The sequence below is a fragment of the Plantactinospora sp. BB1 genome (assembly GCF_003030385.1).
Taxonomy (GTDB): Bacteria; Actinomycetota; Actinomycetes; order Mycobacteriales; family Micromonosporaceae; genus Plantactinospora.
On record NZ_CP028159.1, the window covers coordinates 3,158,100 to 3,181,548 of the forward strand.

Genomic DNA, 23,449 nt, shown 5'->3' on the forward strand with positions numbered 1-23,449 from the left:
CGCCGAGCGGCTAGACCGTGAAAATACCGTACGGAGCAGGGCGGATCCCGATCGGTGGTCGGAGGAGACACGATGAGCGATCGAATCGGCCGGCCGGGTGCGGGTGCGGTGCCGGCTCCGGAGGTACCCGGAAACCGGCGGCCGCGACCGGCGACCGGCCCGGCAGGTCCGGCTGCCGAGCGTGCCCGGGGGTCGGTGTGAGCGTCGCGCGGGCCGGCGAGTTCGGTCTGATCGCCCGGGTCACCGCCCGGCTGGGCAGCGGACACGCCACGCTGCTCGGGCCCGGCGACGACGCGGCGGTGGTGCACGCACCCGACGGCCGGGTGGTCGCCTCCACGGACGTACTGGTCGAGGGTCGGCACTTCCGCCGCGACTGGGCGAGCGCGGTGGACATCGGGCATCGGGCCGCCGCGGCGAACCTGGCCGACGTGGCGGCGATGGGCGCGGTGCCGACCGCGCTGCTCGTCGCGCTCTGCATGCCGCCCGACCTGGAGGTGCAGTGGGCGGAGGAGCTGGCCGACGGCCTGGCGGCGGAGGCGGCCAAGGTCGGGGCGAGTGTGGTCGGCGGGGACATGTCGGCCAGCCCCACCCTGACCATCGCGGTGACCGCCCTCGGCGACCTGGCGGGGCAGGCTCCGGTGGTACGCAGCGGGGCGCGGGCCGGCGACGTCGTCGCGCTCGCCGGCCGGCTCGGCTACGCCGCCGCCGGCTACACCGTGCTGTCGCGCGGGTTCCGCACCCCGAAGGTACTGGTCGAGGCGTACCGGCGGCCGGAGGTGCCGTACGCGGCGGGACCGTCGGCGGCCCGGTTCGGCGCCACGGCCATGATCGACGTCTCGGACGGGCTGCTGGCCGACCTCGGTCACGTGGCGACGGCCAGCCGGGTCGGCATCGACCTGCTCGGCGGCGCGTTCGAGGTGCCGGAGCAGATGCGGGACGCCGCGCACGCGCTCGGGGTGGACCCGCTGGCCTGGGTCCTCGGCGGTGGCGACGACCACGCGCTGGTGGCGACGTTCCCGGAGGACCTGCCGCTGCCGGGCGGTTTCCGGCTGATCGGGCACGTCGTGCACGGTGCCGGGGTGACCGTGGACGGGCGGGACTACAAGGGATCGGGTGGCTGGGACCACTTCCGCTGACCGGCGCCGGTCGCGCCGTCCGGTGCGCCGTCCGTCGCGCCGTCCGGTGTGCCGGCTTCTGTGTCGGTGATCACGCACGGGGCAGATCGGTGGGGGCCGGGTGCGGGTCGTACCCTTCACCGGGTGAGTGAGCTGGACATTCGCGTCGTTCCCTACGATTCCCCGGTGGCCCGGGAGCTGGTCGATGCCGCACTGGCCGACCTGGCGCAGCGCTACGGCGGCGGGGGCGACGAGACACCCGTGGCGGCGACCGAGTTCGAGCCGCCCGCCGGGGCGTTCCTGGTGGCGTACCTGGACGAGGTGCCGGTCGGCTGCGCCGGCTGGCGTACCCACGACGGGGCCGGCGACGTCGCCGAACTCAAGCGGATGTACGTCTCACCGGTGGCTCGCGGTCGCGGCGTAGCCCGCCAGGTGCTGTCGGCGGTCGAGGACTCCGCCCGGGAGTACGGGCGGCGCCGGCTGATCCTGGAGTGTGGCGACCGGCAGCCCGAGGCGATCGCCCTCTACCAGGGCAGCGGTTACCAGCGGATTCCGGACTTCGGCTACTACCGGAACGAGCCGGGCGTCCTCTCGTTCGGCCGGGCGCTCTGACGCCGACTCTGACGCCGACCGGGGCCGGCAGGGGCCGGGCTGGTACAGACAGCGACAGCCGCCGGAGCGGTGCTCCGGCGGCTGTCCGTGCTTCAGGGTCTGCCCAGGGGTGGGTCAGGCGCGGGCGACCTTGCCGGCCTTGATGCACGAGGTGCAGACCTTGAGCTTGCGGGTCGTGCCGCCACCCGCCGGGGTACGCACCGACTGGATGTTGGGGTTCCAGCGACGGTTGGTCCGCCGGTGCGAGTGGGACACGTTGTGGCCGAAGCCAGGCCCCTTGCCACAGATGTCGCACACGCTAGCCACGGGATACTCCTGGGATTGATCGTCGTCAGGTTGCCGGCAGGGTGCTGCCCGGGCAACCTGGCCAGGGTACCCGATGCGCCGGTCGCCGTGCGAATCGGCTCCCGCCGGTCCGGACCGGCCGCCGCGCCGCCCGAAGACGCCCGGGAGACGGACGCCCGGGAGACGCCCGAAGACGCCCGGAGATGCCGGAGGAGCGCGGCGGAGACGCCTGCCCGGTGCCCACTCGTGGTGCGGCGGTGCCAGCGGGGCGTCAGGGTACGCCAGTAGGCTTCTGGCCGTGCTGGAGACCCTCGACGCCGTGGCCCTGCGCCGGTGGTGTGCGGGCGGGTTGGCCGCGCTCAGGCGGCACCAGGACGAGATCAACCAGCTCAACGTCTATCCGGTTCCCGACGGCGACACCGGCACCAACCTGGTGCTCACGATGACCTCGGCCGAGCAGGCGCTGCGGATGGAGCGGGACGATCCGGACGTTGCGGGACAGCCGGCGCACGTCAGGGTGCTGCGGCTGCTGGCCCGGGGCGCGCTGCTCGGCGCCCGGGGCAACTCGGGAGTGATCGTCTCGCAGATCCTGCGCGGCCTGGCCGACGCCCTCGCCGGCACCCCGGAGGTCCGGGGCCGGGCGCTCGCGACGGCGCTGCGGGCGGCCAGCACGGCGGCGTACGGCGCGGTCGCCGAGCCGGTCGAGGGGACCCTGCTCACCGTGGCCGCCGCCGCCGCGACCGCCGCCGAACGGGCCGGCACCGACGATCTCGCGGCGGTGACCCGGGCCGCCGCAACGGCCGCCGACGAGGCGCTGGCGCGTACCCCGGAGCAGTTGCCGGCGCTGGCCCGGGCCGGTGTGGTGGACGCGGGCGGACGCGGCTTCTGCGTCCTGTTGGACGCGCTGGTCGAGGTGGTCACCGGCGCCGCGCCGGAGCGGCCGGAAGCCGCACCGGCACCGCCGCGCCGGCCGCTGGCGGCCGCCCGGGAGACCGGCTCGACCGAGTACGCCTACGAGGTGCAGTTCCTGCTCGACGCCGACCTTGCGGCCGTACGCCGGCTCCGGGCCGAACTCGCCCGGCTGGGCGACTCGCTGGTGGTCGTCGGGGACGAGGCGGGGCCCACCGGCCCGTCGACCTGGAACGTGCACGTACACGTCAACGACGTCGGGGCGGCCATCGAGGCCGGCGTGCTGGCCGGCCGGCCGTACCAGATCTCGGTCACCCGCTTCTCCGACCAGCTCCCGGCGGCGGCCCCGGCGGAGCAGCCCGAGCCGGACGCGCCGGAACGGGCGGCGGTGGTGGTCGCGTCCGGTCCCGGCCTGGCCGCGATCTTCGCCGCGGAGGGTGCGACCGTGGTGGACGGCAACCCGTCCGCCGGAGAGCTGCTCGCGGCGGTCCGGTCGACCGGCGCGTCCCGGGTGGTGGTGCTGCCGAACGACCCGAACGCCCAGGCGGTGGCCCGGGTGGCGGCGGAGGAGGCGCAGCAGCTCGGGATATCGGTGAGCGTGGTGCCGACCCGCTCTCCGGTGCAGGCGCTGGCCGCCCTCGCGGTCCGGGACCCGGCCCGCCGGTTCGCCGACGACGTGATCGCGATGGCCGAGGCGGCCGGTGCCTGCCGGTACGCCGAGGTCTGCCACGCCTCCCGGGAGGCGCTCACGGTGGCCGGGCGGTGCCAGCCCGGCGACGTGCTCGGGCTGGTGGACGGCGAGGTGCACCTGATCGGCGGTGACCTGGTGCAGACCTGCGCGGCTCTGCTCGACCGGATGCTCGGCGGCGGCGGTGAGCTGGTCACCCTGCTGCTCGGCGCCGACGCCCCGGAGGAGCTGGCCGAGGTCCTCCGGGCCCACCTGGCCCGGCGCTGGCCCTTCGTCGAGGTGCACCACTACTCCGGCGGCCAGCCGTTCTATCCCCTGCTGGTGGGAGTCGAATGACGCTGCCGGGGAAGCCGCCCGAGGGTGCCGGGGAAGTCGGATGACGGTGCTGGTGGAGAGCTGGATGAGAGCGCTCGTGGGGGGCCGATGACTGCGAACCGACCGACCTCGGCCGGCACCGAAGCGACCTCGGCCGACCTGGAGACGCCGCTGCGCAAGCTGGTCGGCGAGAAGACGGCGAAGGCGCTCGCCAGCCACCTCGACCTGCACACGGCCGGCGACCTGCTCTACCACTTCCCCCGCCGCTACGACGAGCGGGGCGAGCACACCGACATCCGCTCCCTGGAGGTGGGGGAGCAGGTCACCGTGCTCGGCCAGGTGCAGCGTACGGCGGTCCGGCCGATGCGCCAGCGCCGGGGAAACCTGCTGGAGGTGACCGTCGGGGACGGCTCCGGCGGCGTGCTGACGCTCACCTTCTTCGGCAACCAGGCGTGGCGGGAACGGGACCTCAAACCCGGCCGCTGGGGCATGTTCGCCGGCAAGGTCACCGAGTTCCGGGGCAAGCGCCAGCTCAACGGCCCGGAGTACGTCCTGCTCGGCGACGGCTCCGGCGGTGGCGAGCCCGGCGCCGGTGGCGAGCTGGGCGAGGAGATCGAGGAGTTCGCCGGCGCGCTGATCCCGGTCTACCCGGCCGCGGCGGCGGTGCCGACCTGGGTGATCGCCCGCTGCGTCCGGGTGGTGCTGGACACCGTCACCCCACCGGAGGACCCGCTGCCGGCGACGCTGCGGGCCACCCGGAACCTGGTCGGGCTCGCCACCGCGCTGCGCGAGATCCACCGGCCGGCGAGCAAGGAGGAGCTGTACCGGGCCCGGCACCGGTTGAAGTGGGACGAGGCGTTCGCCCTGCAACTGACGCTGGTGCAGCGCAAGCACCGGGCGGCGGCCTGGCCGGCGAAGCCCCGGCCGCGCCGCGAGGGCGGGCTGCTGACCGCCTTCGACGCCCGGTTGCCGTACGAGCTGACCGCCGGGCAGCGCGCGGTCGGCGAGGAGGTCGCGGCCGATCTCGGTACCGCCCATCCGATGCACCGGCTGCTCCAGGGCGAGGTGGGCTCCGGCAAGACGGTCTGCGCGCTGCGCGCGATGCTCCAGGTGGTCGACGCGGGCGGCCAGGCCGCGCTGCTGGCCCCGACCGAGGTACTCGCCGCGCAGCACTACCGGGGCATGCTCGACCTGCTCGGCCCGCTCGGTCGACGGGGCGAGCTGGACGGCGACCCGGACGGTACCCGGCTGACCCTGGTCACCGGCTCGCTCGGCGCGGCGGCCCGGCGACGTGCCCTGGAGACCGTCGCCGCCGGGGAGGCCGGAATCGTGGTCGGCACGCACGCCCTGCTCTACGAGGGCGTCGACTTCGCCGACCTCGGACTGGTGGTGGTCGACGAGCAGCACCGGTTCGGTGTCGAACAGCGGGACGCGCTGCGCGCCAAGGCCGAGCAGCCGCCACACGTACTGGTGATGACGGCGACACCGATCCCGCGCACCGTGGCGATGACCGTCTACGGCGACCTGGAGATCTCCACCCTCTCCCAGTTGCCGCGCGGCCGGTCGCCGATCGCCTCGCACGTCGTACCGGCGGCGGAGAAGCCGGCCTATCTGGACCGGGCCTGGCGCCGGCTGCGCGAGGAGGTCGCCGCCGGACACCAGGCGTACGTCGTCTGCCCGCGCATCGGCGACCAGGCGGCGACCGCCGAGGAGGTCGGCGCGGTCGGCGAGGACGGCCGACGTCCCCCGCTGGCGGTGGCCGAGGTGGCCCCACTGCTCGCCGAGGGCCCACTGCACGGGCTGCGGATCGGCGTACTGCACGGCCGGCTGCCGGCCGACGAGAAGGACTCGGTGATGCGCACCTTCGCGGCCGGCGAGCTGGACGTGCTGGTGGCGACGACGGTGATCGAGGTCGGGGTCGACGTGCCGAACGCGACCGTGATGATCGTGCTCGACGCGGACCGGTTCGGCGTCTCCCAACTGCACCAGTTGCGGGGTCGGGTGGGCCGGGGTTCGGCGGCCGGGCTCTGCCTGCTGGTCACCGAGGCCGTCGAGGAGTCGCCGGCCCGGGAGCGGCTGGACGCGGTCGCCTCCACCACCGACGGGTTCCGGCTGGCCGAACTCGACCTGGAGCAGCGGCGGGAGGGCGACGTACTCGGGGCGACCCAGTCCGGACGGCGCTCGCACCTGCGGCTGCTCTCGCTGCTGCGTGACGCGGAACTGATCCGGGACGCTCGGGTCGAGGCGATCGCGCTGGTCGAGGAGGATCCGGAGCTGGACCGGCATCCGGCGCTGGCCGCCTCGGTGGCTGCCCTGGTCGACGAGGAACGCGCCGAATACCTGGAGAAGGGCTGACGGTCAGCCAGCGTCACAGCGCCAATACGTAGGCGTTGACGAAGAAGTGTTCGACCCTGCCCCAGTGCAGATGACCGGCCTTCGCCTCGTCGCCCTGCCGGCCGAGTACGACGTGTACGTGCACCTCGCCGTCCTTGACCTCACCGGTCCCGGTCAGCTCCATCGGCTCCTCGTACTCCGTGACGATGTCCTTGGAGTAGTCATCGGCCGCCATCGTCGAGATCGCACAGCCCTCGACGGCCCCGATCAGCGACACGATCGCGCCGTTCGTGACGCCACGTGCCTGAAGCTCGGCCTTCAGCGTCGCCATGACTTCCTGGCCGGGCTGCACGGAAACGAGGATCATCGGGACCTCTCTGCTGTCGTCGTGATCGGGTCCGCACCCGCCAGGAGCGCCGCCATGGTGCGTAGGTTCTCGGCTGCTCTCTCGGTCCGCAGGGCATCGGTGACGGCAGCCTTCACCGCCTCCCGGCTGGTCGCGTTGGCCGCGTGCAGGAGCACCGCGCTACACCATCGGGCCGCCGCGTCCCGTGGATTGCGTAGCTCTTCCGCGAGCTTCAGTGCAGCTTCTGGCCCGACGACGCTCGACCCCTGGGCAAGTTGGATCGCGAGTGCCCAGGACAGCCCGAGTACCCGGCTCGCGACGGCGGTCAGGTACAGCGTGCGCATCGCCTCGTCAGTCCGCAGAGCCGCTATGACCCGATCGGCCGTCTCGGGCGCGTCGACCTTGGCCAGGATGCCGGCCGCGTTCACTCGCAGTATCTCTGTCGCGCCACCGCTCATCCAGCGGCTGAGGGTCGCTTCGCTGGCCGGGTCCTGCTCGACGAACTCGCGGATCACGAGGTCGGTCGCATGGCTGGTTTGCGCGGTCTCAAGCTGTCCGCTCGTGCCCGTGGCGATGCCGTCGAAGACCCGGCAGGCCAGGTGAAAATCGAGTAGGCCCGGGTGAGGGAAGCGTACGACTCCGGCGGGGGTTCGGACGAGTTGGCGACGCTGTACGAGCTGAGCCGTGGCAGGTCGCAGGGCAGCCGGTATCAAGCTCTCGGGTAGCTCGCGTCCGTCTCCGCGCCAGATCTCCCACGCGATCCACTGGGCGCACTCGTCCAGGTCAACGACCGGTGGGGCGCCAGCGACGGCGCCAGCGACGGTAGCGCCCGTCAGCGCGAGAAAGTCCTTGCGTCTCACGTCGTCAACGGTAGGCGACGGTGACTCCGTCAGCGTCCGCCGTATCGCCCGTTGGTACAGCTCGATCGTGGCTGGCGTGACGGGCCGCTCACCGGACTCGATCCGGGACAGATGGCTTGTGGACAGGCCACCGAGACCCGCGACCTGGGCGAGTGTGAGGTCGGCTGCGCGCCGTGCCTGCCGTAGTTCCGGTCCGGTTCTCATCTCCACTCCGGTTGCCGCACCTTTGTTGCGGCACAGGTATGGCTCCCGAGCGTAGACGGTGCAGATACAGAGTGGTAGCAAGCACCCCTGCTCGGACCCGACCCGCAACCTGCACGGACGGGCGGGGGTTGCCGGCGGGGTGGCGCTCGAAGTATCTGCGTCTGGGCGCCGTCCCGCCTCCATCTTTCAGTAGAGGAGGGGACATGAATTGTCTTCGACGACCCAGGCCGCCGCACCGTCGAGACTGGCGCCGCTTCTGGCGTTACTGCCGCTGCGGATTCCGGTGGACCTGCCCGGACGCCATCGGGCAGGTTCCGATGCCGTACGCGCCGAAGGTGTCGCCACTGACCCGAACCGCGTACCGCGAGGCAGTTCGGGTGCCTGCGGCCGTGGCCTCGGACGTCCCGTCCCCGCCGGTCCACCGCCGCCCGAGAAACAGCCACCCGCTCTGGAATTCCCCGACCGGCTGCCGGGAGATCGGCCGGGTGAGCGGGCTGACGCACGGTCAGGCGCGCCGCAGTGGATACGTCGAGCCGGCCCAAGGCGTCGAGCGGGTATGACCCGGCCGCACGCCCCGCGCCGACCCCATACGCCAATGCGGCCGTCGTTCCGGTGCCGTGCCTGTGGGGCCGAGTGGCCGTGCTCCATCGCCCGCCGGATGCTTCTGCACGTCTACCGGAACGACCGGACGGGCTTGCTCATCTATCTCGCTGCCCAACTCACGAGGGCGATTCAAGACCTACCCGACGTACACCCGGCGCTGTTGGCCGGTCGCATCGTCTACTGGGTACCCCGCAACCGCGCCCCCTGACCTGCGAAAAACGCTGAGGGCGCGCCGACCGTTTCCGGTCGACGCGCCCTCAGGCGGTTGGTTCAGTTGGTGCGGTCGCTACCGATCAGGCGGTGAAGGTCACCCGACGGCGGCGGGCCACGATGTAGAGCACCACACCGGCGGCGAGCAGCAGCACCGCGCCACCCGCGATGCCACCGGCAGCGGCACCGGTCAGCGGCAGTTCGCCACCGCCGCCGCCACCGCAGTCCTCCGGCTTCTCGTAGACGATCGGCTCGCCCTCCAGGCCCTCACCACTGGGGGTGACGGTCAGGCCCTCCTCGGCCGGGAACTTGACGCTGCCGGTCTCGCCCGGGGCCACGGTCAGGGTCTTGGCCTCGCCCTCGTTCGGGGTGAGGACGACGCTGATCTCCGCGTCGGTGGTGTTCTCGAGCGTGATGATCAGCTCGTCACAGGTGGACTCGTAGGTGCCCACCGGCTCGACCGGCTCCGGGGTGACCGACGGGGTCGGCTCCGGGGTGGGGGTGGTCGACGGGGTCGGCTCCGGGGTCGGCGTCGCGGACGGCGTCGGCTCCGGGGTCGGGGTGGCCGGCGGAGTCGTCGGCGGGGTGGTCGGCGGCGTGGTGGGCGGGGTCTTGCACTTGCCCATGTCCTGGGCGTCGACCTTGCGGTGCTCCTTGAGAACGCGGTCGGGGCGCTTCCACTTGGCCTCGACGAGCAGGCTCTTGTCGAGCTTTCCGTTCGACCGGGTACGGGTCTCGGTGCCGGTGAGTGGTGCGCCACCCTTCGGGTTCATCTCGGCGCCGACCTTGATGTCACCGACCGGGCCGGGCTCGACCCGGATGACCTCACCCTTGATGTTCTCGCTGTTGCCGACCGTCCACTGGAACTCGTAGTTGTTGCTCCCCTCGACCTTGCAGTACTTGCCGTAGATCTCGGGGTGGTGGGCGCTGGCCGGTGCCGCAATCGCGACTGCCGCGCCGAGGCCGAGGAAGGCGGCCCCGAGGACGGCAGCCGATCGCCGGAGCGACAGCTTAGGACGGATCACGCGTACTCCTGAGAGATGAGGGCGTCATGGTACGACGCGGGTGGGAGGCGAGCGGGGGCGCCATGGGGTGGCGCTCGACCTGCGAGAACCGCCTCCCCGACGTCGTAGGCACCGGCAAGACGCAGCCGGCACAGCGCACGACCTTAGCGATTGGCGTGGTACAGAAACAGCCTTCAGGGTCCTCTAACGATGATGTTGTCAATTCGAGATTATTGATCCACGGGCGGTAGTGAACCTATTTCACTCGGTGTGTGCGCCGTGCCTGTTTGTCTGTTTCCGTTCATCCCAAGGGTGTTGCGGTTCATCGCAAGGGTGTTGCCGTTTCATCCCAAGGGTGTTGCCGCCCGCCCGAACCGGCAGGACCGCCGGGTCGCGTAGCGTCGCTGTCATGGAGCAGACGTCCATGCCGGAGACATCGGGATGACCCGGATCGTGGCGGGCGTACTCGGCGGGCGCCGCATCGCCGCCCCGCCGGGCGATCGGACCCGGCCGACCAGCGACCGGGTCCGGGAGGCGTTGTTCAGCGCCATCGAGGCGACCATCGAGCTGACCGGCGCCCGCTTCGCCGACCTCTACGCCGGCTCGGGCGCGGTCGGCCTGGAGGCGCTCTCCCGGGGCGCCGCCCAGGTGCTGCTGGTCGAGTCCGATCCCCGGGCCGCCCGGACCATCCGGGAGAACCTGGCCGCGCTGCGCTCGACCCCGGCCAGCCCGGTGGCCGGCACCGCCCGGCTGGTGACCGGCAAGGTCGCCCAGGTGCTCGGTACTCCGCCCGAGGGTGGCCCCTACGACGTCGTCTTCGCCGACCCGCCCTACGCCGTACCCGATGCGGAGCTGGCGGTCGTCCAGGCCGCGCTGCGCGACCAGGGCTGGCTGGCCCCGGACGCCCTGCTGGTGATCGAGCGGTCCACCCGGACCGGCGAGGTCGACTGGGTGCAGGGAATCACTGCGCAGCGCAGCCGCCGTTACGGCGAGACCACTCTTTGGTACGGTCGCCGATCGTGAGACGTGCGGTCTGTCCCGGCTCCTTCGATCCGGTCACCAACGGTCACCTCGACATCATCGGCCGGGCCAGCCGGCTCTTCGACGAGGTGATCGTCGGCGTGCTGATCAACGAGTCCAAGCGCGGGCTGTTCACCGTCGAAGAGCGGATCGAGATGCTCCGCGAGGTGACCGGCTCCTACGGCAACGTCCGGGTGGAGTCGTTCCAGGGGCTGCTGGTCGACTTCTGCCGGACCCAGCAGGCCGGCGTGGTGGTGCGCGGCCTGCGCGCGGTCAGCGACTTCGACTACGAGTTGCAGATGGCCCAGATGAACATCGGGCTGGCCGGCGTCGAGACCCTCTTCATGCCCACCAGCCCGCTGCACTCGTTTCTCTCGTCGAGTCTGGTCAAGGACGTGGCGAAGTGGGGCGGCGACGTCTCGCCGCACGTACCGGACGTGGTCCGCGAGCGGCTGCGGGAGCGGCTGGTCCGCCCCGGCTCCTGACCGGCCGGCGTCCGCGCGGCCGCGCCCGTCCCGGGCGCCGGCCGACACCGGCCCCGCCGGTGAGAAGGCCCGCCGGTGGAGAAGCCGCCGCCGGTGGGAAAACCGGCGACGACCGCGCTCCGGCCCAGCTCCGCAAGCCCTGCGACGCGCCGGTCCCGGGTCGATCGCCGGTCGGGTACGGACCGCACCGCATCATTGGTTGAGCAGTAATCCGGTCCGACGCCCCATCATGTATGTCGACCGAAGTAACGACGGGAGTGAGGTACCGGTGGACCCGCTCGATCGCATAGACGAGATCATCGGCATGGTGGAGACGGCGCGATCCGTCCCGATGTCCCGCAACAACGCCATGGTCGACCGCGCCGAGATGATCGGCGCCCTTGAGGAACTGCGTGTCGAGCTGCCTGTCGAACTGCGCCGGGCGGCGGCGCTGCTGGAAGAGCGCGACAAGATCATGGACGCCGGCAAGCGCGAGGCGGACCGGATCATCAGCGAGGGTGAGGCGGAGCACGCCCGGCTGGTCTCGGTCAACGAGATCACCGTCTCCGCCGAGCACGAGGGCGCCCGGATCATCGCCGAGGCCAGGGCCGAGGCCCAGCGGCTACGCGAGGAGGTCGACGACTACGTCGACACCGCGCTGGCCAACTTCGAGCAGTTCCTGACCCGGGCACTCGCCTCGATCGAGCGCGGCCGGGACAAGATGCACGCGCTGCGCGAGATCGGCACGTTCGTGGGGGAGGAAAACGAGCGGCCGCTGCCGTTCTGAGCGTAGTGTCCGGATCGTCGGGGCGGGCTGCCGTACCCTCGCGGGTCGGTCGGCTCGCCCCGGTTCGACGCTAAGCCCCCTGCTCAGGTAACCTGTTTCGTCGGCCCCGCACAGGCCGGAGTCTGATTATGCCCAAACATCTGCCGACCCATCTCAACCCCAGGTCGCCGCTGGTCCTCGACACGAGGGAGCTGCCGCGCCGACCTGGAGTGTTGCGTGCGGTCAGTCGGACGGTGGCGGCACCGGCGGACCTCGGCGTGGAGCTGATCGGCGTGCCGGAGGGCGCGGACCTGAACCTCGATCTGAGGCTCGAGTCGGTGTCCGAGGGCGTGCTCGTCTCCGGGACCGTCACCGGTCCGATCAAGGGCGAGTGCGGCCGTTGCCTGCGCCCGATCACGGACTCGCTGGTCGTCACGATCCAGGAGCTGTACGCCTACGAGCACAGCACCACGGACGAGACGACCGACGAGGACGAGGTCGGCCGGATGCAGGGCGACCTGATCGACCTGGAACCGGCACTGCGGGACGCGGTGGTGCTCGCACTGCCGACCAACCCGGTGTGCCGGGAGGACTGCCCAGGACTGTGCCCCGAGTGTGGGGTGCATTGGGACGAGCTGCCGGCTGAGCACAGCCACCAGCAGGTCGACCCGCGCTGGGCGGGCCTGTCGCAACTGACCCGTCAAGAGGAGTAGGAAGAACCGTGGCCGTCCCCAAGCGCAAGATGTCGCGCAGCAACACCCGGTCCCGCCGGGCGCAGTGGAAGACCACGGCGGTCGCGACCGTGGCCTGCCCGCAGTGCAAGTCGCCGAAGCTGCCGCACGCGGCCTGCAGCGTCTGCGGCACCTACAACGGCCGCCAGGTCATCGAGGTCTGACCTCCTGGACACCGAGTGACGCCACCGACCTCCGGTCGGACGGCGCACCCGCCCTGGCGACAGCCCGGTGCACCGGCTCCCGCCGACGCCGACCGAGAATGGACGGCCGGCGTTCCCGTGGAGCCGGGCACCGTGCGGATCGCCGTCGACCTCCTCGGCGGGGACGAAGCTCCCGCCGTCGTGGTTGACGGCGCTCTGCGGGCGTTCCGCGCTGATCCCGACCTGCGTCTCCTGCTCGTCGGCCCCGTCGAGGTGGCCGACGAGCTGATCGCCGCGCTCGACCCGGCCGACCGGGACCGGGTCGCCGTCCGGCAGGTCCGCGACGCCGTCGCGATGAACGGGGACGTCACCGCGATCGTCCGCTCCGACAACACCATCAAGGCCGCGGTGGCGGCCGTGGTCTCCGGCGCCGCCGACGCGGTCGTCTCGGCCGGGTCGACCGGGGCGACCGTCACCGCCGCCGTGCTCGGCTTCGGCCGCTGGCCCGGCGTACGCAGACCGGCGCTGGTCGCCACCCTGCCCGCCCTGGACGGTCCGGTGGTGCTGCTCGACGTCGGCGGCTCCCTGGAGGCCCGGGCGGCCACCCTGGCCCGGCACGCCGTACTCGGCGCGGCCTATGCGGCGGTCACCCACGGGGTACCGCAGCCCCGGGTGGGACTGCTCTCGATCGGTACCGAGCCGGGCAAGGGCGACCGGATCCGCCGGGCGGCCGACCCCGTCCTGGCCGAACAGGACCTGCCGGCCGGCGCCCGCTACGTCGGGCTGGTCGAGGGGTACGACGTGGCGTTCGGCAACCGCGCCGACGTCGTCGTCACCGACGGGTTCACCGGAAACATCCTGCTCAAGGGCATCGAGGGCGCGTACGCGATGGCCGGCGGCCCGCCCGCCAACGGCGGCCCGCCCCGGGCGGCCACCCTGCTCGGGGTCTCCGGTGCCGTGGTGGTCTGCCACGGTGCCGCCCGGGACGACGACGTCGCCTCGGGCATCGCACTCGCCGCCCACCTGCACCGCCGCCGGACCATCCCGGCGGTCTCCGCGCTGCTGGCCGAGTCCACCGCGACCGGTCGGGTCACCGACGCCGAGGTGACGGCATGAGCGCAGACCTCAGCCAGCGCGCACACATCAGCCAGCGCACCGCCAGCCAGCGCACCGCCGGGCCCCGGCACGTCCACCGGCGGGGCGGGGCAGACGGCGCGGGCGAGCGCAACGAGCGCAACGAGCGAATCAGCCAGCCCAGCCGCCCGGGTCGTGGCGGTGGCGGGCGAAGCGAGGAGACGGCATGACGAAGGACAAGCGGCGGCGGCCACCGACCACGCATCTGGAGGCGGCGTTCGGGGTCGCCCTCGACCCGGAACTGCTGGAGCGGGCCCTCACCCACCGGTCGTTCGCCTACGAGAACGGCGGCCTGCCCACCAACGAGCGGCTGGAGTTCCTCGGCGACTCGGTGCTCGGCGTGGTGATCACCACGGCGCTGTTCCACAACCATCCGGACCTGCCCGAGGGGCAGTTGGCGAAGCTGCGGGCCAGCGTGGTCAACATGCGGGCGCTGGCCGACGTCGCCCGGCGGCTCGGCCCGGGCGGTCTGGGGCCGTACCTGCTGCTGGGCAAGGGCGAGGAGAGCACCGGCGGCCGGGACAAGGCGAGCATCCTCGCCGACACCCTGGAGGCGCTGCTCGGCGCGATCTACCTCCAGTACGGCCTGGACACGGTCGCCATCGTCATCCACCGGCTCTTCGACCCGCTGATGGCGGAGTCGGCCGGCCGGGGTGCCGCGCTGGACTGGAAGACCAGCCTCCAGGAGTTGACCGCCGCGCTCGGGCTGGGCGTCCCGGAGTACCGGATCGACGAGGCCGGTCCGGACCACGCCAAGACCTTCACCGCCTGGGTGGTGGTGGCCGGCCGCAAGTACGGCGGGGCCGACGGCCGCAGCAAGAAGGAGGCCGAGCAGCGGGCCGCCGAGGCCGCCTGGCGGACCCTCTCCGAACAGCAGAACGAACCCGCCACTGCCACCGCTCCCGAAGCCCCCGCCGCCCCTGTCGTCCCCGCGGTCGACGGCACCGGACCGAGGGTCGACGGGGCCGGACCGGCGGTCGACGGGGCCGGGTCGACGGCCGACGGGGCCGGGAGGACTGCCGACGGGGCCGGATCGACGGCCGACGGAGCCGGGCCGGTCGTCGGGGCCGACGCCGTCGGGAACTGAAGGGGTGGTACATGCCTGAGCTGCCCGAGGTGGAGACGGTCCGGGAGGGACTGTCCCGCTGGGTCACCGGTCGACGGATCGCGGCCGTCGAGGTACGCCATCCGCGCGCCGTACGCCGGCATCTGCCCGGCGCCGCGCACTTCGCCGCGGTACTCGTCGGACGGACGATCCTGGCGGCCCGGCGGCGTGGCAAATACCTGTGGCTGCCGCTGGACAGCGGTGACGCGGTCGTGGGACACCTCGGGATGTCCGGCCAGCTCCTGGTCCGGCCCACCGAGGCGGCCGACGAGATCCACCTGCGGATCCGGTTCACCTTCGACGACGGCGGCACCGACCTGCGCTTCGTCGACCAGCGCACCTTCGGCGGGCTCGCGGTCTCGGAGGGCGGGGCCACCCTGCCGGCCGAGATCGCGCACATCGCCCGGGACCCGATGGATCCGGAGTTCTCCGACACCGACTTCGTGGCCGCGTTGCGGCGACGGCGGACCGAGGTAAAACGGGCGCTGCTCGACCAGACCCTGATCTCGGGGGTCGGCAACATCTACGCCGACGAGGCGCTGTGGCGGGCCGGCCTGCACGGCGCCCGCCCCACGGAGACGCTCACCGGGCCGGCGGTCACCCGGCTGCTCGGCCACGTCCGGGACGTGCTCGGCGAGGCGATCAAAGAGGGCGGCACCAGCTTCGACGCGCTCTACGTCAACGTCAACGGCGAGAGTGGCTACTTCGACCGCGAACTGAACGTGTACGGCCGGGAGGGGCTGCCCTGCCGCCGCTGCGGCACGCCGATCCGCCGCGAGGCGTTCATGAACCGGTCGTCCTTCAGTTGCCCCCGCTGCCAGACCCGGCCCCGGGCGGCAGCGCGGCCGACCCGCTGAGGTTCGGCCGGTCCGCCGCCGGGCGTGGTGCCAGAGCCGGGCGGGCGGTCAGGGCGGGCAGACGTCCCGGCGTACCCCGAGGTCGCGGTCCTTGCGGATCGAGGTGAGCCCGTAGCCGACCGAGGTGGCGCAGAACTCGGCGGTCGAGCCCTGGTACTCGACGTGGAACACCGGCTTGCCGGCCTCGGTGAACGGCACCAGCCGGGCACACTCGGTACGCCGGACGCACTCCTCGTTGACCGCGAAGTCGAAGTACGGCTCCAGCGCGAGTACCTGGTCGATGTCGCCGGCGAGCCCCGGGGCGAGGTGCGCCCGCCGGGCCAGCTCGGCGACCCGCCGGTTGAAGCCGAGCTGGTCGTCGAAGGTCAGCGGAAAGCCGGACCGGTGCGCGTAGCCGTCCATCCCGACCGGCAGTACGCCGACGAAGCCCTTGCCCCGGCAGAGCCGGAACCGGTCGGCGAGTACCGGTTCGAGAGCCGACCACTGCCGGATGTCCAGCCACCGGCCGCGCGGAGCACCCGAGGGCTGGCCGGGCAGCCGGGCCGGCGCACCGAGCAGGGTGGCCGGAAACCTCCCCGCGTCGGGCCGGGACTCCTGGTAGATCCCGACCTCGACGTGGCAGACCAGGCGCCGCCCCTCCGCCCGCAGCCGTCGGGTGGCCTCCAACGACATCCGGAAGCCGTCGAGCACGTACACCTGGGCGTCGACGGTGGGATCGAGCTGACCGCTGACCTGCCACTGCCAGCTCGGCGTGGGTCCACCCGGCCACGGTGGCACCGGAGCGGACCGGTCCGGTGGGAGCCGACATCCCGGTACCGGCGTCAGCAGCGCGACCGCGAGGATCAGGCCGGCGAGCCGGCGTACCCCGGGCACCTCATCGAGCAGCGCGGAACACGGCTGCGCACCCCCTCGTACCGGCCAACGAGCCAGCCGGCGGGTCGGGCACGGCAGCGGTCGGGAGGTGTCGGCGGAGCCGTCGGCTCAGGCAGTCGGGCGCGGCAGCCCTCCCGTCGGGGCGAACGGCTCAGGCGACCGCGCCGAACACCTGGGTCCAGTAGAGCCGGCCGTCGGCCCCGGTGGCCACCCCGACCCCCATCGCCTTCGCGTCGCAGTTGAGGATGTTCGCCCGGTGCCCGGAGCTGTTCATCCAGCCGTCCATCACGGCGGCGGCGTTCTGGTAACCCATGGCGACGTTCTCACCGATCGGTCGGTCGTAGCCGGCTCGGCGGGCACGTTCGACGAAGTCGCTGCCGTCGCTGCCGGTGTGCGACATGTTGGTGTGCTCGCCCTGGTCCTGGCTGTGCAGCCGAGCCGCCTCGGCCAGGTCGTTGTTGATCACCACCGTGCCGCAGCCGTTGGACGTGCGCTCCTGGTTGACGATCGCGAGTACCTGCGCCTCCTGGCTGCTGCCGGCGGCGCCGGCGCCGGATCCCGACCGGGCCGGCGTACGCCGCGCGGCCGGGCTGGTCGTCCTGGGCGGCTTCGGCTTGGTCGTGGTGGCCCTGGGCTTCGGGGCCGGCGGCCGGGTGGCGGTCGCGGTCGGCGCCGGAACGCCGGTCGGCTCGGCGGTTCCGGTCGGGTCCGGTGTCGCCGGATCCGTGGCCTCCTCGGGGCCGGCGGCCTCGACCGCCGGCTGGCCGCCCCGGTTGCCGGCCGGCGCGTCGGCCAGGCTCGGCGGCAGCAGGGCCGCACCGACGCCGAAGACGCCGAGCAGCGCGGTCACCGCGACGCCCAGGCCGACCGGGCCACGCAGCGGGGTCGGCCGGCGGTGCCGGCCGGAACTGCCCCGGTCGGCGCCTCCCCGGTCGGCGCTTCCCCAGTCGGCGCTTCCCCAGTCGGCGTCGTGCCGCTCGGAGGGTCCGCCGTCGAGCTGGCGGTCGCCGGAGCGCGCCGGGCGGCCCGGGACGGCGTCGGCGTTCCGGCCCAGCTCGAACGCGCCGAGGTCGGCCGGCTCGTCCGCCCAGCGCGCCGCGGCCTGCTGCCGCCGCCCGGTCGGTTCGTCCACCCGGTCGAGCCCGGCCCGTCGCCAGCGTTCGGTGACCCCGTCCACCCAGCCCGCTTCGCCGGGCTCCGGCCCCCGGACCGGCCCGTCGCCCCAGCCGGTGTCGTGTGCTGCCGCTTCGTTCCAGCCCGTGTCACGGGCCGCCGCTTCGCTCCAGGCGTTGTCGCGGGCCGGTTCGTCGCCCCAGCCGGTGCTCCGGGTCGGCTCTTCGCTCCAGCCGGTGCCCCGGGTCGGCTCCTCGCTCCAGTCGGCTCCGGCCGAGGGCGCCGGATCGTCCGGCTCGTCGGCCCAGCGGACGTCGCCGCGCTGGTCCTCCGGCTCGTCGGCCCAGCGGGCGTCGCCGTGCTGATCGTCCGGGTCGTCGACCCGGCCAGCCTCTGCGGGATGCCGGGACGACCGGTACCGGTCGTCCGGATGACCGGCGCGGACGGCCGGGTCGGCAGCACCGTTGTCGGGCCGGGCGGGCCAGCCGCCGCCGTCCTCCCAGTCGGTCTGCTCGTTCCACCCCTGCACGCTGCGCCTCCATTGCTGCCGGATTCCGGTTATCGCCTGGTCGCTGACCGTGCGGACGCTACGCGGGCCCGCCAGCGGGGGGCAACGTGGCTAAGGAAGATATAAGGGGGGACCCGCCGGTGGGATCGTGCGGTTGGCCAGGGCCGACGCCCACCGGGACATCGACGAGATATAGACTGCCGTCGTCCGGACAGCGACCTGGTTCGCGCCTGCGCGGCAAGCCCTCGCCGAGCGAGTGGTTGACAGCACAGCTGCCGTGTGCCCGGGGAAACTTGACTCAGCCGGGACATCGGCACACTATGTAAGTGTCGCCAGTCGCGCCCGACCATGCCTGCGTTTTCCTGCGGGCAGGTAGTCGCGTACGAGTTGGGCGCGCGTTGGCCGGCCTTTCCGGCAGCGCATTACAAGGAGACGATATGGCGAAGGCCCTCTACGGCCACGTTGGTGCGGCGCCTGACCGGCGCCTCCTCGACGAGGTCACCCGACTGCGTGCCAGGGTTCAGGCACTGGAGTTCGAGACGACGCGGTTGCGTGCCGAGAACGATCGGCTCGCTGCGGCGGTCGCCGAGGCAGACGACCTGCTGCGGCTGGCCGAGCCCGCGCTGACCTGAGCTCAGGGCGTCGGGCAACCGGCGCCCCGCCTGACAACTGAATCGCACCAGAAAAAGCGCGCCGACACATCTTGTGGCGGCGCGCAGTTCTGTTCCCGGGCCCGTCTGTTCCGGCCCGTCTGTTCCCGGGCACGCCGCGGAGCCCGGCTCCGGGGCCGTCGGTGCGCTGCCCGGCCGGTGGGCTCCGGTGATCCGATACGCTGGTCGGCGCGTGCCGCGTCGCGCAGGACGACCGCCTCCGGGTTACCCTGCGGGTTGACCAGGCTCCCACCGCCGGGGGCAAGCAGTCTCCGCCCGAGTCCGGGGGCGCGGCCGAGCGGCCGACGACCCGGTCACCGGCGGTGCCGGACCGGGAGCGGGACGGACCGGGAAGCGCTGAGTCTGCCCGGCGGTCGCGCCGGACGAGGATCGGAAACGTGTATCTCAAGAGCCTGACGGTGAAGGGCTTCAAGTCCTTCGCCTCCAGCACGACCTTCAAGCTGGAGCCGGGGATCACCTGCGTGGTGGGTCCGAACGGCTCGGGCAAGTCGAACGTCGTCGACGCGATCGCCTGGGTGCTCGGCGAGCACAGCGCGAAGGCGCTGCGTGGCGGCAAGATGGAGGACGTGATCTTTGCCGGTACCGCCGGCCGGGCGCCACTGGGACGGGCCGAGGTCACCCTGACGATCGACAACACCGACGGCGCGCTGCCGATCGACTACACGGAGGTGTCGATCACCCGCCGGATGTTCCGCTCCGGCGAGAGCGAATACGAGATCAACGGCGACTCCTGTCGGCTCCTCGACATCCAGGAACTCCTCTCCGACTCCGGGATCGGCCGGGAGATGCACGTCATCGTCGGGCAGGGCCAGCTCGACGCCGTACTGCACGCGAAGCCGGAGGACCGGCGGGCCTTCATCGAGGAGGCGGCCGGGGTACTCAAGCATCGCAAGCGCAAGGAGAAGGCGCTGCGCAAGCTCGACGCGATGCAGGTCAACCTGAATCGGCTGACCGACCTCACCGCCGAACTGCGCCGCCAGCTTAAGCCGCTGGGCCGACAGGCCGAGGTGGCCCGGCGGGCGCAGGGGATCCAGGCCGACCTGCGGGACGCCCGGCTGCGGCTGCTCGCCGACGACCTGGCCACGCTCCGCTCGACCCTGGACAAGGAGATCGCCGACGAGGCGGCCCTGCGGCAGCGGCGCGAGCAGGTCGAGGCGGAGCACGCCGAGGTGCAGTCCCGGCTCGCGGAGCTGGAGGAGGCGCTCGCCGAGGACGCTCCGCTGCTGGCCAGGGCCCAGGAGACCTGGTACAAGCTCTCCGCCCTCACCGAGCGGTTCCGCTCCACCGAGCAGCTGGCCCGGGAGCGGCTGCGGCACCTGAGTACCACCCCGGACGACGAGCGCCCCGGCCGGGACCCCGACCGACTCGAAGCCGAGGCCGAGGAGGTCCGCGCGCACGAGGAGGAGTTGCGCGCCGCCCTCACCGAGGACCAGATCCGGCTGGCCGAGGCGGTGGAGAGCCGCCAGCAGCTCGAACGCCAGCTCGCCGAGGCGGAACGCGCACTCGTCGCGGCGGCGAAGGCGATCGCCGACCGGCGGGAGGGACTGGCCAAGCTGACCGGACAGGTCAACTCGGCTCGGGCGCGTACCGGATCGGCGGCCGAGGAGATCGAACGGCTCGCCGCCGCGCACGCCGACGCCCAACTGCGGGCCGAGGCGACCCAGGCCGAGCTGGACGCCGTCGCCGAGCAGTCCTCCGAGGCGGACCGGGACAACGCCGAGCTGGACACCCGGCACGCCGAGGCGGTCGCCGCCCAGGAGGAGGCGGCGGCCCGGGTGCGTACCCTCTCCGACGCCGAACGGGCGGCGGAGAAGGACGCGGCGAGCTGGAAGGCCCGGGAAGAGGCGCTGGCGATGGGGCTGCGCCGCAAGGACGGCGCCGGGGCGCTGCTGGCCCGCGCCGACCAGGTGCCGGGGTTGCTGGGCAGCCTGGCCGGGCTGCTGACCGTCGCGCCCGGACACGAGGCCGCGCTCGCCGCCGCGCTCGGCTCGCTCGCCGACGCGGTCGCGGTGGCCGGGGTCGACGAGGCGGCCGAGGCGATGCGGTGGCTGAAGATCCAGGACGCCGGCCGGGCCGAGCTGTTGGTCGGCGGGCAGGCCGGACCGGGCATGATCGGCTCGCCGGACGCGCTCCGCCCCGCGCTGCCGGACGGGGCACGCTGGGCGCCGGACCTGGTCGGCTGCCCCGACGGGGTACGACCGGCGGTGCACCGGGCGCTGCGCGACGTCGTACTCGTCGACACCCTCGACGCCGCGACCAAGCTGGTGGCCGGCAACCCCGAACTGCGGGCGGTGACCGCCGACGGCGACGTGGTCGGCGGCTACGCGGCGGCCGGCGGCTCGGCCAAGGCGCCGAGCTTCCTGGAGGTGCAGGCCGCGGTCGAGGAGGCCCGAGCCAACCGGGTCGCCGCCGAGCAGACCATCGCCGAGCTGCGCGAACAGCTCGGCGAGGCCCGCGAGGAGGTGGCGGAGCGCAAGCAGGAGGTGGCCGCCGCCGCCGCGGTGAAGCGGGACGCGGAGGGGCAGCGCAACGCCGCCGCCCGCCGGCTCGCCGAGCTGGGCGCCGCCGCCCGCTCCGCCAAGGCCGAGATGGAGCGGCTCGCCGAGTCGCGCAGCCGCGCCGAGCAGGCCCGGGAACGGGACCTCGCCGGCCTGGCCGAGCTGGAGGAGCGGCTCCGGCTCGCCGAGGCGACCCCGATCGACGCCGACCCGTCCACCGAGGAGCGGGACGAGCTGGCGGCGTACCTGCCGCAGGCCCGGCAGAACGAGATGGAGGTCCGGCTCGCGGTGCGTACCGCCGAGGAGCGGGTCGCCTCGATCGCCGGCCGGGCCGACTCGCTGGCCCGGCAGGCCGCCGCCGAACGGGCCGCCCGGGAGCGGGCCGCCGCCCGGCGGGCCGCCCGGGCCCGGGGTGCCGGCATCGCCCGGGCCGTCGAGTTCGGCGCCCGGGAGGCGCTGACCCGGCTCGCCGTCTCGCTGGCCGCCGCCGAGCAGACCCGGGACGAGGTCGCGGCGGCCCGGTCCGCCCGGGAGGCCGAGCTCCAGGAGGTACGCGGCGCGGCGAAGCGGCTCGGCGCCGACCTGGAGCGGCTGACCAGTGCGGTGCACCGGGACGAGGTGGCCCGGGCCGAGCAGCGGCTCCGGATCGAGCAGTTGGAGGCGAAGGCGGCCGAGGACTTCGGGCTGGACGTGGAGACGCTGGTCGCCGAGTACGGCCCGCAGCAGCCGGTCCCGCCCAGCCAGGCCGAGATCGCCGCCGCCGAACGCGACGACCGGCCGGTGCCGGAGCCGGTACCGTTCGAGCGGCCGGTGCAGGAGAAGCGGGCCGCCAAGGCGGAACGCGAGCTGGCCCTGCTCGGCAAGGTCAACCCGCTGGCCCTGGAGGAGTTCGCCGCGCTGGAGGAGCGCTACAAGTTCCTCTCCGAGCAGCTCGAAGACCTCAAGGCGACCCGCAAGGACCTGCTCACCGTGGTCAAGGACGTGGACGACCGGATCCTGGAGGTCTTCGCCAGCGCCTACCACGACACCGCCCGGGAGTTCGAGCAGGTCTTCACGGTGCTCTTCCCCGGCGGCGAGGGGCGGTTGGTGCTCACCGACCCGGAGGACCTGCTCACCACCGGCGTCGAGGTCGAGGCCCGGCCGCCGGGCAAGAAGATCAAGCGGCTCTCGCTGCTCTCCGGCGGCGAGCGGTCGCTGACCGCCGTCGCCATGCTGGTGGCGATCTTCCGGGCCCGGCCCAGCCCGTTCTACATCATGGACGAGGTCGAGGCGGCGCTGGACGACGTCAACCTCGGCCGGCTGATCACCCTGATGGCGCAGCTGCGGGAGAAGAGCCAGTTGATCGTCGTCACCCACCAGAAGCGGACGATGGAGGTGGCCGACGCCTTGTACGGCGTGACCATGCGCAGCGGCGTGACCCAGGTGATCAGCCAGCGGCTCAGCAACGAGGAGGACTGATGCCCCGGGAACGGGCGACCGCCCTGCTGGTGGACCTCGACGGGGTGTTGCGGCGGTGGGATCCGGAGACCAGTGCCGCCGTCGAGCGCCGGTACGGGCTGCCGGCCGGTGCGCTCTACGACACCGCGATGCGGTGGTCGCTGCTGCAACCGGCGGTGACCGGGCAGCTCAGTCACGCCGAGTGGCTGGCCGGGATCGTCGACGCGCTCGCCGAGCCGGCCGGTGGGCCGGACCGGGCGCGGGCGGCGGTGGACGAGTGGCAGGCCGACCGGGGCACGGTGGACCAGGAGGTCCTCGACTTCGTCCGCCAGGTGCGGGCCGCCGGGATCCGGGTCGGGCTGGCCACCAACGCCACCGACCTGCTCGACGCCGACCTGGCACTGCTCGGCCTGACCGACGAGGTCGACGTGGTGGTCAACTCCTCGAAGCTGGGCGTGCCCAAGCCGGCCAAGGAGTACTTCCAGCAGGCGTGTCTGGCCATCGGCGCCCCGCCGGCCCAGGTGCTCTTCGTCGACGACTCGGACCGGTCGGTGCGGGGGGCCCGGGTGGCCGGGCTGTCGGCGTACCGGTGGAACGGGCCGGCGGATCTGCGCTACCTGCGCGCCGCGCTGGCGTACTGAGCG

Annotated in this window: 21 protein-coding genes and 2 pseudogenes; 16 read left to right on the plus strand and 7 right to left on the minus strand. The window is 73.1% G+C overall.

Annotation, left to right across the window (positions count from 1 at the left end):
- Positions 1–197 precede the first annotated feature (197 nt).
- Positions 198–1,136: a thiamine-phosphate kinase gene (locus C6W10_RS13730; RefSeq protein WP_107258409.1), complete on the plus strand. Its 939-nt coding sequence runs from the start codon at positions 198–200 to the stop codon at positions 1,134–1,136.
- Positions 1,137–1,259: 123 nt separating this feature from the next.
- Positions 1,260–1,727, plus strand: a complete 468-nt coding sequence (locus C6W10_RS13735) for a GNAT family N-acetyltransferase (RefSeq protein WP_107258410.1) — start codon at positions 1,260–1,262, stop codon at positions 1,725–1,727.
- A gap of 114 nt (positions 1,728–1,841) precedes the next feature.
- Here the strand turns inward: C6W10_RS13735 and rpmB are convergent, their stop codons facing one another.
- Positions 1,842–2,033, minus strand: coding sequence for a 50S ribosomal protein L28 (rpmB, locus tag C6W10_RS13740; protein ID WP_101370273.1), 192 nt, complete (start codon positions 2,031–2,033; stop codon positions 1,842–1,844).
- A gap of 277 nt (positions 2,034–2,310) precedes the next feature.
- On the opposite strand from rpmB, the gene C6W10_RS13745 reads away from it, so the two are divergent.
- Positions 2,311–3,945, plus strand: coding sequence for a DAK2 domain-containing protein (locus tag C6W10_RS13745; protein WP_107258411.1), 1,635 nt, complete (start codon positions 2,311–2,313; stop codon positions 3,943–3,945).
- 87 nt (positions 3,946–4,032) lie between these two features.
- Entirely contained in the window at positions 4,033–6,279 is a 2,247-nt protein-coding gene (gene recG / locus C6W10_RS13750) for an ATP-dependent DNA helicase RecG (RefSeq protein WP_107258412.1), read from the plus strand.
- A 13-nt stretch (positions 6,280–6,292) separates the two neighbouring features.
- On the opposite strand, the gene C6W10_RS13755 is transcribed toward recG, so the two are convergent.
- The 4 genes and pseudogenes from C6W10_RS13755 to C6W10_RS13770 all read right to left on the minus strand — a co-directional run bounded on the left by C6W10_RS13755 (position 6,293) and on the right by C6W10_RS13770 (position 9,506).
- Positions 6,293–6,625 carry a PCC domain-containing protein gene (locus C6W10_RS13755; RefSeq protein ID WP_107258413.1) on the minus strand — a complete coding sequence of 111 codons (333 nt, stop codon included), beginning with the start codon at positions 6,623–6,625 and terminating at the stop codon, positions 6,293–6,295.
- Positions 6,622–7,464, minus strand: a complete 843-nt coding sequence (locus C6W10_RS13760; RefSeq protein ID WP_234361744.1) for a hypothetical protein — start codon at positions 7,462–7,464, stop codon at positions 6,622–6,624. The genes C6W10_RS13755 and C6W10_RS13760 overlap by 4 nt, the downstream gene beginning before the upstream one ends.
- Positions 7,465–7,500: 36 nt before the next feature.
- A pseudogene (locus tag C6W10_RS39705) lies at positions 7,501–7,851 on the minus strand (helix-turn-helix domain-containing protein); the annotation flags it as partial.
- Positions 7,852–8,564: 713 nt separating this feature from the next.
- Positions 8,565–9,506, minus strand: a complete 942-nt coding sequence (locus tag C6W10_RS13770; RefSeq protein WP_107258416.1) for a cell wall anchor protein — start codon at positions 9,504–9,506, stop codon at positions 8,565–8,567.
- Between the two features lie 420 nt (positions 9,507–9,926).
- Between C6W10_RS13770 and rsmD the strand changes: the two genes are divergently transcribed.
- The 9 genes and pseudogenes from rsmD to mutM all read left to right on the plus strand — a co-directional run bounded on the left by rsmD (position 9,927) and on the right by mutM (position 15,705).
- Complete coding sequence (gene rsmD, locus C6W10_RS13775) at positions 9,927–10,508, plus strand: 16S rRNA (guanine(966)-N(2))-methyltransferase RsmD (RefSeq protein WP_107258417.1); 582 nt, start codon at positions 9,927–9,929, stop codon at positions 10,506–10,508.
- A complete protein-coding gene (gene coaD / locus C6W10_RS13780; protein ID WP_107258418.1) occupies positions 10,505–10,990 on the plus strand; it encodes a pantetheine-phosphate adenylyltransferase in 486 nt (161 codons plus the stop codon). The genes rsmD and coaD overlap by 4 nt, the downstream gene beginning before the upstream one ends.
- Before the next feature lie 268 nt (positions 10,991–11,258).
- Complete coding sequence (locus tag C6W10_RS13785) at positions 11,259–11,756, plus strand: hypothetical protein (RefSeq protein WP_107258419.1); 498 nt, start codon at positions 11,259–11,261, stop codon at positions 11,754–11,756.
- A gap of 128 nt (positions 11,757–11,884) precedes the next feature.
- Positions 11,885–12,448 carry a DUF177 domain-containing protein gene (locus C6W10_RS13790; protein ID WP_107258420.1) on the plus strand — a complete coding sequence of 188 codons (564 nt, stop codon included), beginning with the start codon at positions 11,885–11,887 and terminating at the stop codon, positions 12,446–12,448.
- A gap of 8 nt (positions 12,449–12,456) precedes the next feature.
- A complete protein-coding gene (rpmF, locus tag C6W10_RS13795) occupies positions 12,457–12,630 on the plus strand; it encodes a 50S ribosomal protein L32 (protein ID WP_089254967.1) in 174 nt (57 codons plus the stop codon).
- Positions 12,631–12,747: 117 nt separating this feature from the next.
- Complete coding sequence (locus tag C6W10_RS13800) at positions 12,748–13,725, plus strand: phosphate acyltransferase PlsX (RefSeq protein WP_107258421.1); 978 nt, start codon at positions 12,748–12,750, stop codon at positions 13,723–13,725.
- The gene (locus C6W10_RS37265; RefSeq protein ID WP_159104574.1) at positions 13,722–13,913 is read left to right on the plus strand and encodes a hypothetical protein; all 192 of its coding nucleotides are present in this window, start codon (positions 13,722–13,724) and stop codon (positions 13,911–13,913) included. The genes C6W10_RS13800 and C6W10_RS37265 overlap by 4 nt, the downstream gene beginning before the upstream one ends.
- Positions 13,910–14,662 (plus strand): annotated as a pseudogene (rnc, locus tag C6W10_RS13805) (ribonuclease III); the annotation flags it as partial. The gene C6W10_RS37265 and the pseudogene rnc, both read left to right, overlap by 4 nt.
- 179 nt (positions 14,663–14,841) lie before the next feature.
- A complete protein-coding gene (gene mutM / locus C6W10_RS13810; RefSeq protein WP_107258422.1) occupies positions 14,842–15,705 on the plus strand; it encodes a bifunctional DNA-formamidopyrimidine glycosylase/DNA-(apurinic or apyrimidinic site) lyase in 864 nt (287 codons plus the stop codon).
- A 48-nt stretch (positions 15,706–15,753) separates the two neighbouring features.
- Here the strand turns inward: mutM and C6W10_RS13815 are convergent, their stop codons facing one another.
- Positions 15,754–16,578, minus strand: a complete 825-nt coding sequence (locus C6W10_RS13815; RefSeq protein ID WP_234361746.1) for an endo alpha-1,4 polygalactosaminidase — start codon at positions 16,576–16,578, stop codon at positions 15,754–15,756.
- 151 nt (positions 16,579–16,729) lie between these two features.
- Positions 16,730–18,220 (minus strand): CAP domain-containing protein, encoded by a 1,491-nt coding sequence (locus tag C6W10_RS13820; RefSeq protein ID WP_107258424.1) that lies wholly within the window; start codon positions 18,218–18,220, stop codon positions 16,730–16,732.
- Between the two features lie 416 nt (positions 18,221–18,636).
- On the opposite strand from C6W10_RS13820, the gene C6W10_RS13825 reads away from it, so the two are divergent.
- From C6W10_RS13825 to C6W10_RS13835, 3 genes are all read left to right on the plus strand, one after another.
- Entirely contained in the window at positions 18,637–18,831 is a 195-nt protein-coding gene (locus tag C6W10_RS13825) for a hypothetical protein (RefSeq protein WP_101370286.1), read from the plus strand.
- Positions 18,832–19,247: 416 nt separating this feature from the next.
- Entirely contained in the window at positions 19,248–22,826 is a 3,579-nt protein-coding gene (smc, locus tag C6W10_RS13830) for a chromosome segregation protein SMC (RefSeq protein WP_107258425.1), read from the plus strand.
- Positions 22,826–23,446: an HAD-IA family hydrolase gene (locus C6W10_RS13835; RefSeq protein WP_107258426.1), complete on the plus strand. Its 621-nt coding sequence runs from the start codon at positions 22,826–22,828 to the stop codon at positions 23,444–23,446. The genes smc and C6W10_RS13835 overlap by 1 nt, the downstream gene beginning before the upstream one ends.
- Positions 23,447–23,449 lie beyond the last annotated feature (3 nt).

What these genes read in the sequence shown, in the direction of transcription:
- recG (WP_107258412.1), top strand. Translation starts at nt 4,033, where the DNA reads ATGACTGCGAACCGACCGACCTCGGCCGGCACCGAAGCGACCTCGGCC.
- C6W10_RS13755 (WP_107258413.1), bottom strand. Translation starts at nt 6,625, where the DNA reads ATGATCCTCGTTTCCGTGCAGCCCGGCCAGGAAGTCATGGCGACGCTG.
- rsmD (WP_107258417.1), top strand. Translation starts at nt 9,927, where the DNA reads ATGACCCGGATCGTGGCGGGCGTACTCGGCGGGCGCCGCATCGCCGCC.
- C6W10_RS13790 (WP_107258420.1), top strand. Translation starts at nt 11,885, where the DNA reads ATGCCCAAACATCTGCCGACCCATCTCAACCCCAGGTCGCCGCTGGTC.
- C6W10_RS37265 (WP_159104574.1), top strand. Translation starts at nt 13,722, where the DNA reads ATGAGCGCAGACCTCAGCCAGCGCGCACACATCAGCCAGCGCACCGCC.
- mutM (WP_107258422.1), top strand. Translation starts at nt 14,842, where the DNA reads ATGCCTGAGCTGCCCGAGGTGGAGACGGTCCGGGAGGGACTGTCCCGC.
- C6W10_RS13825 (WP_101370286.1), top strand. Translation starts at nt 18,637, where the DNA reads ATGGCGAAGGCCCTCTACGGCCACGTTGGTGCGGCGCCTGACCGGCGC.
- C6W10_RS13835 (WP_107258426.1), top strand. Translation starts at nt 22,826, where the DNA reads ATGCCCCGGGAACGGGCGACCGCCCTGCTGGTGGACCTCGACGGGGTG.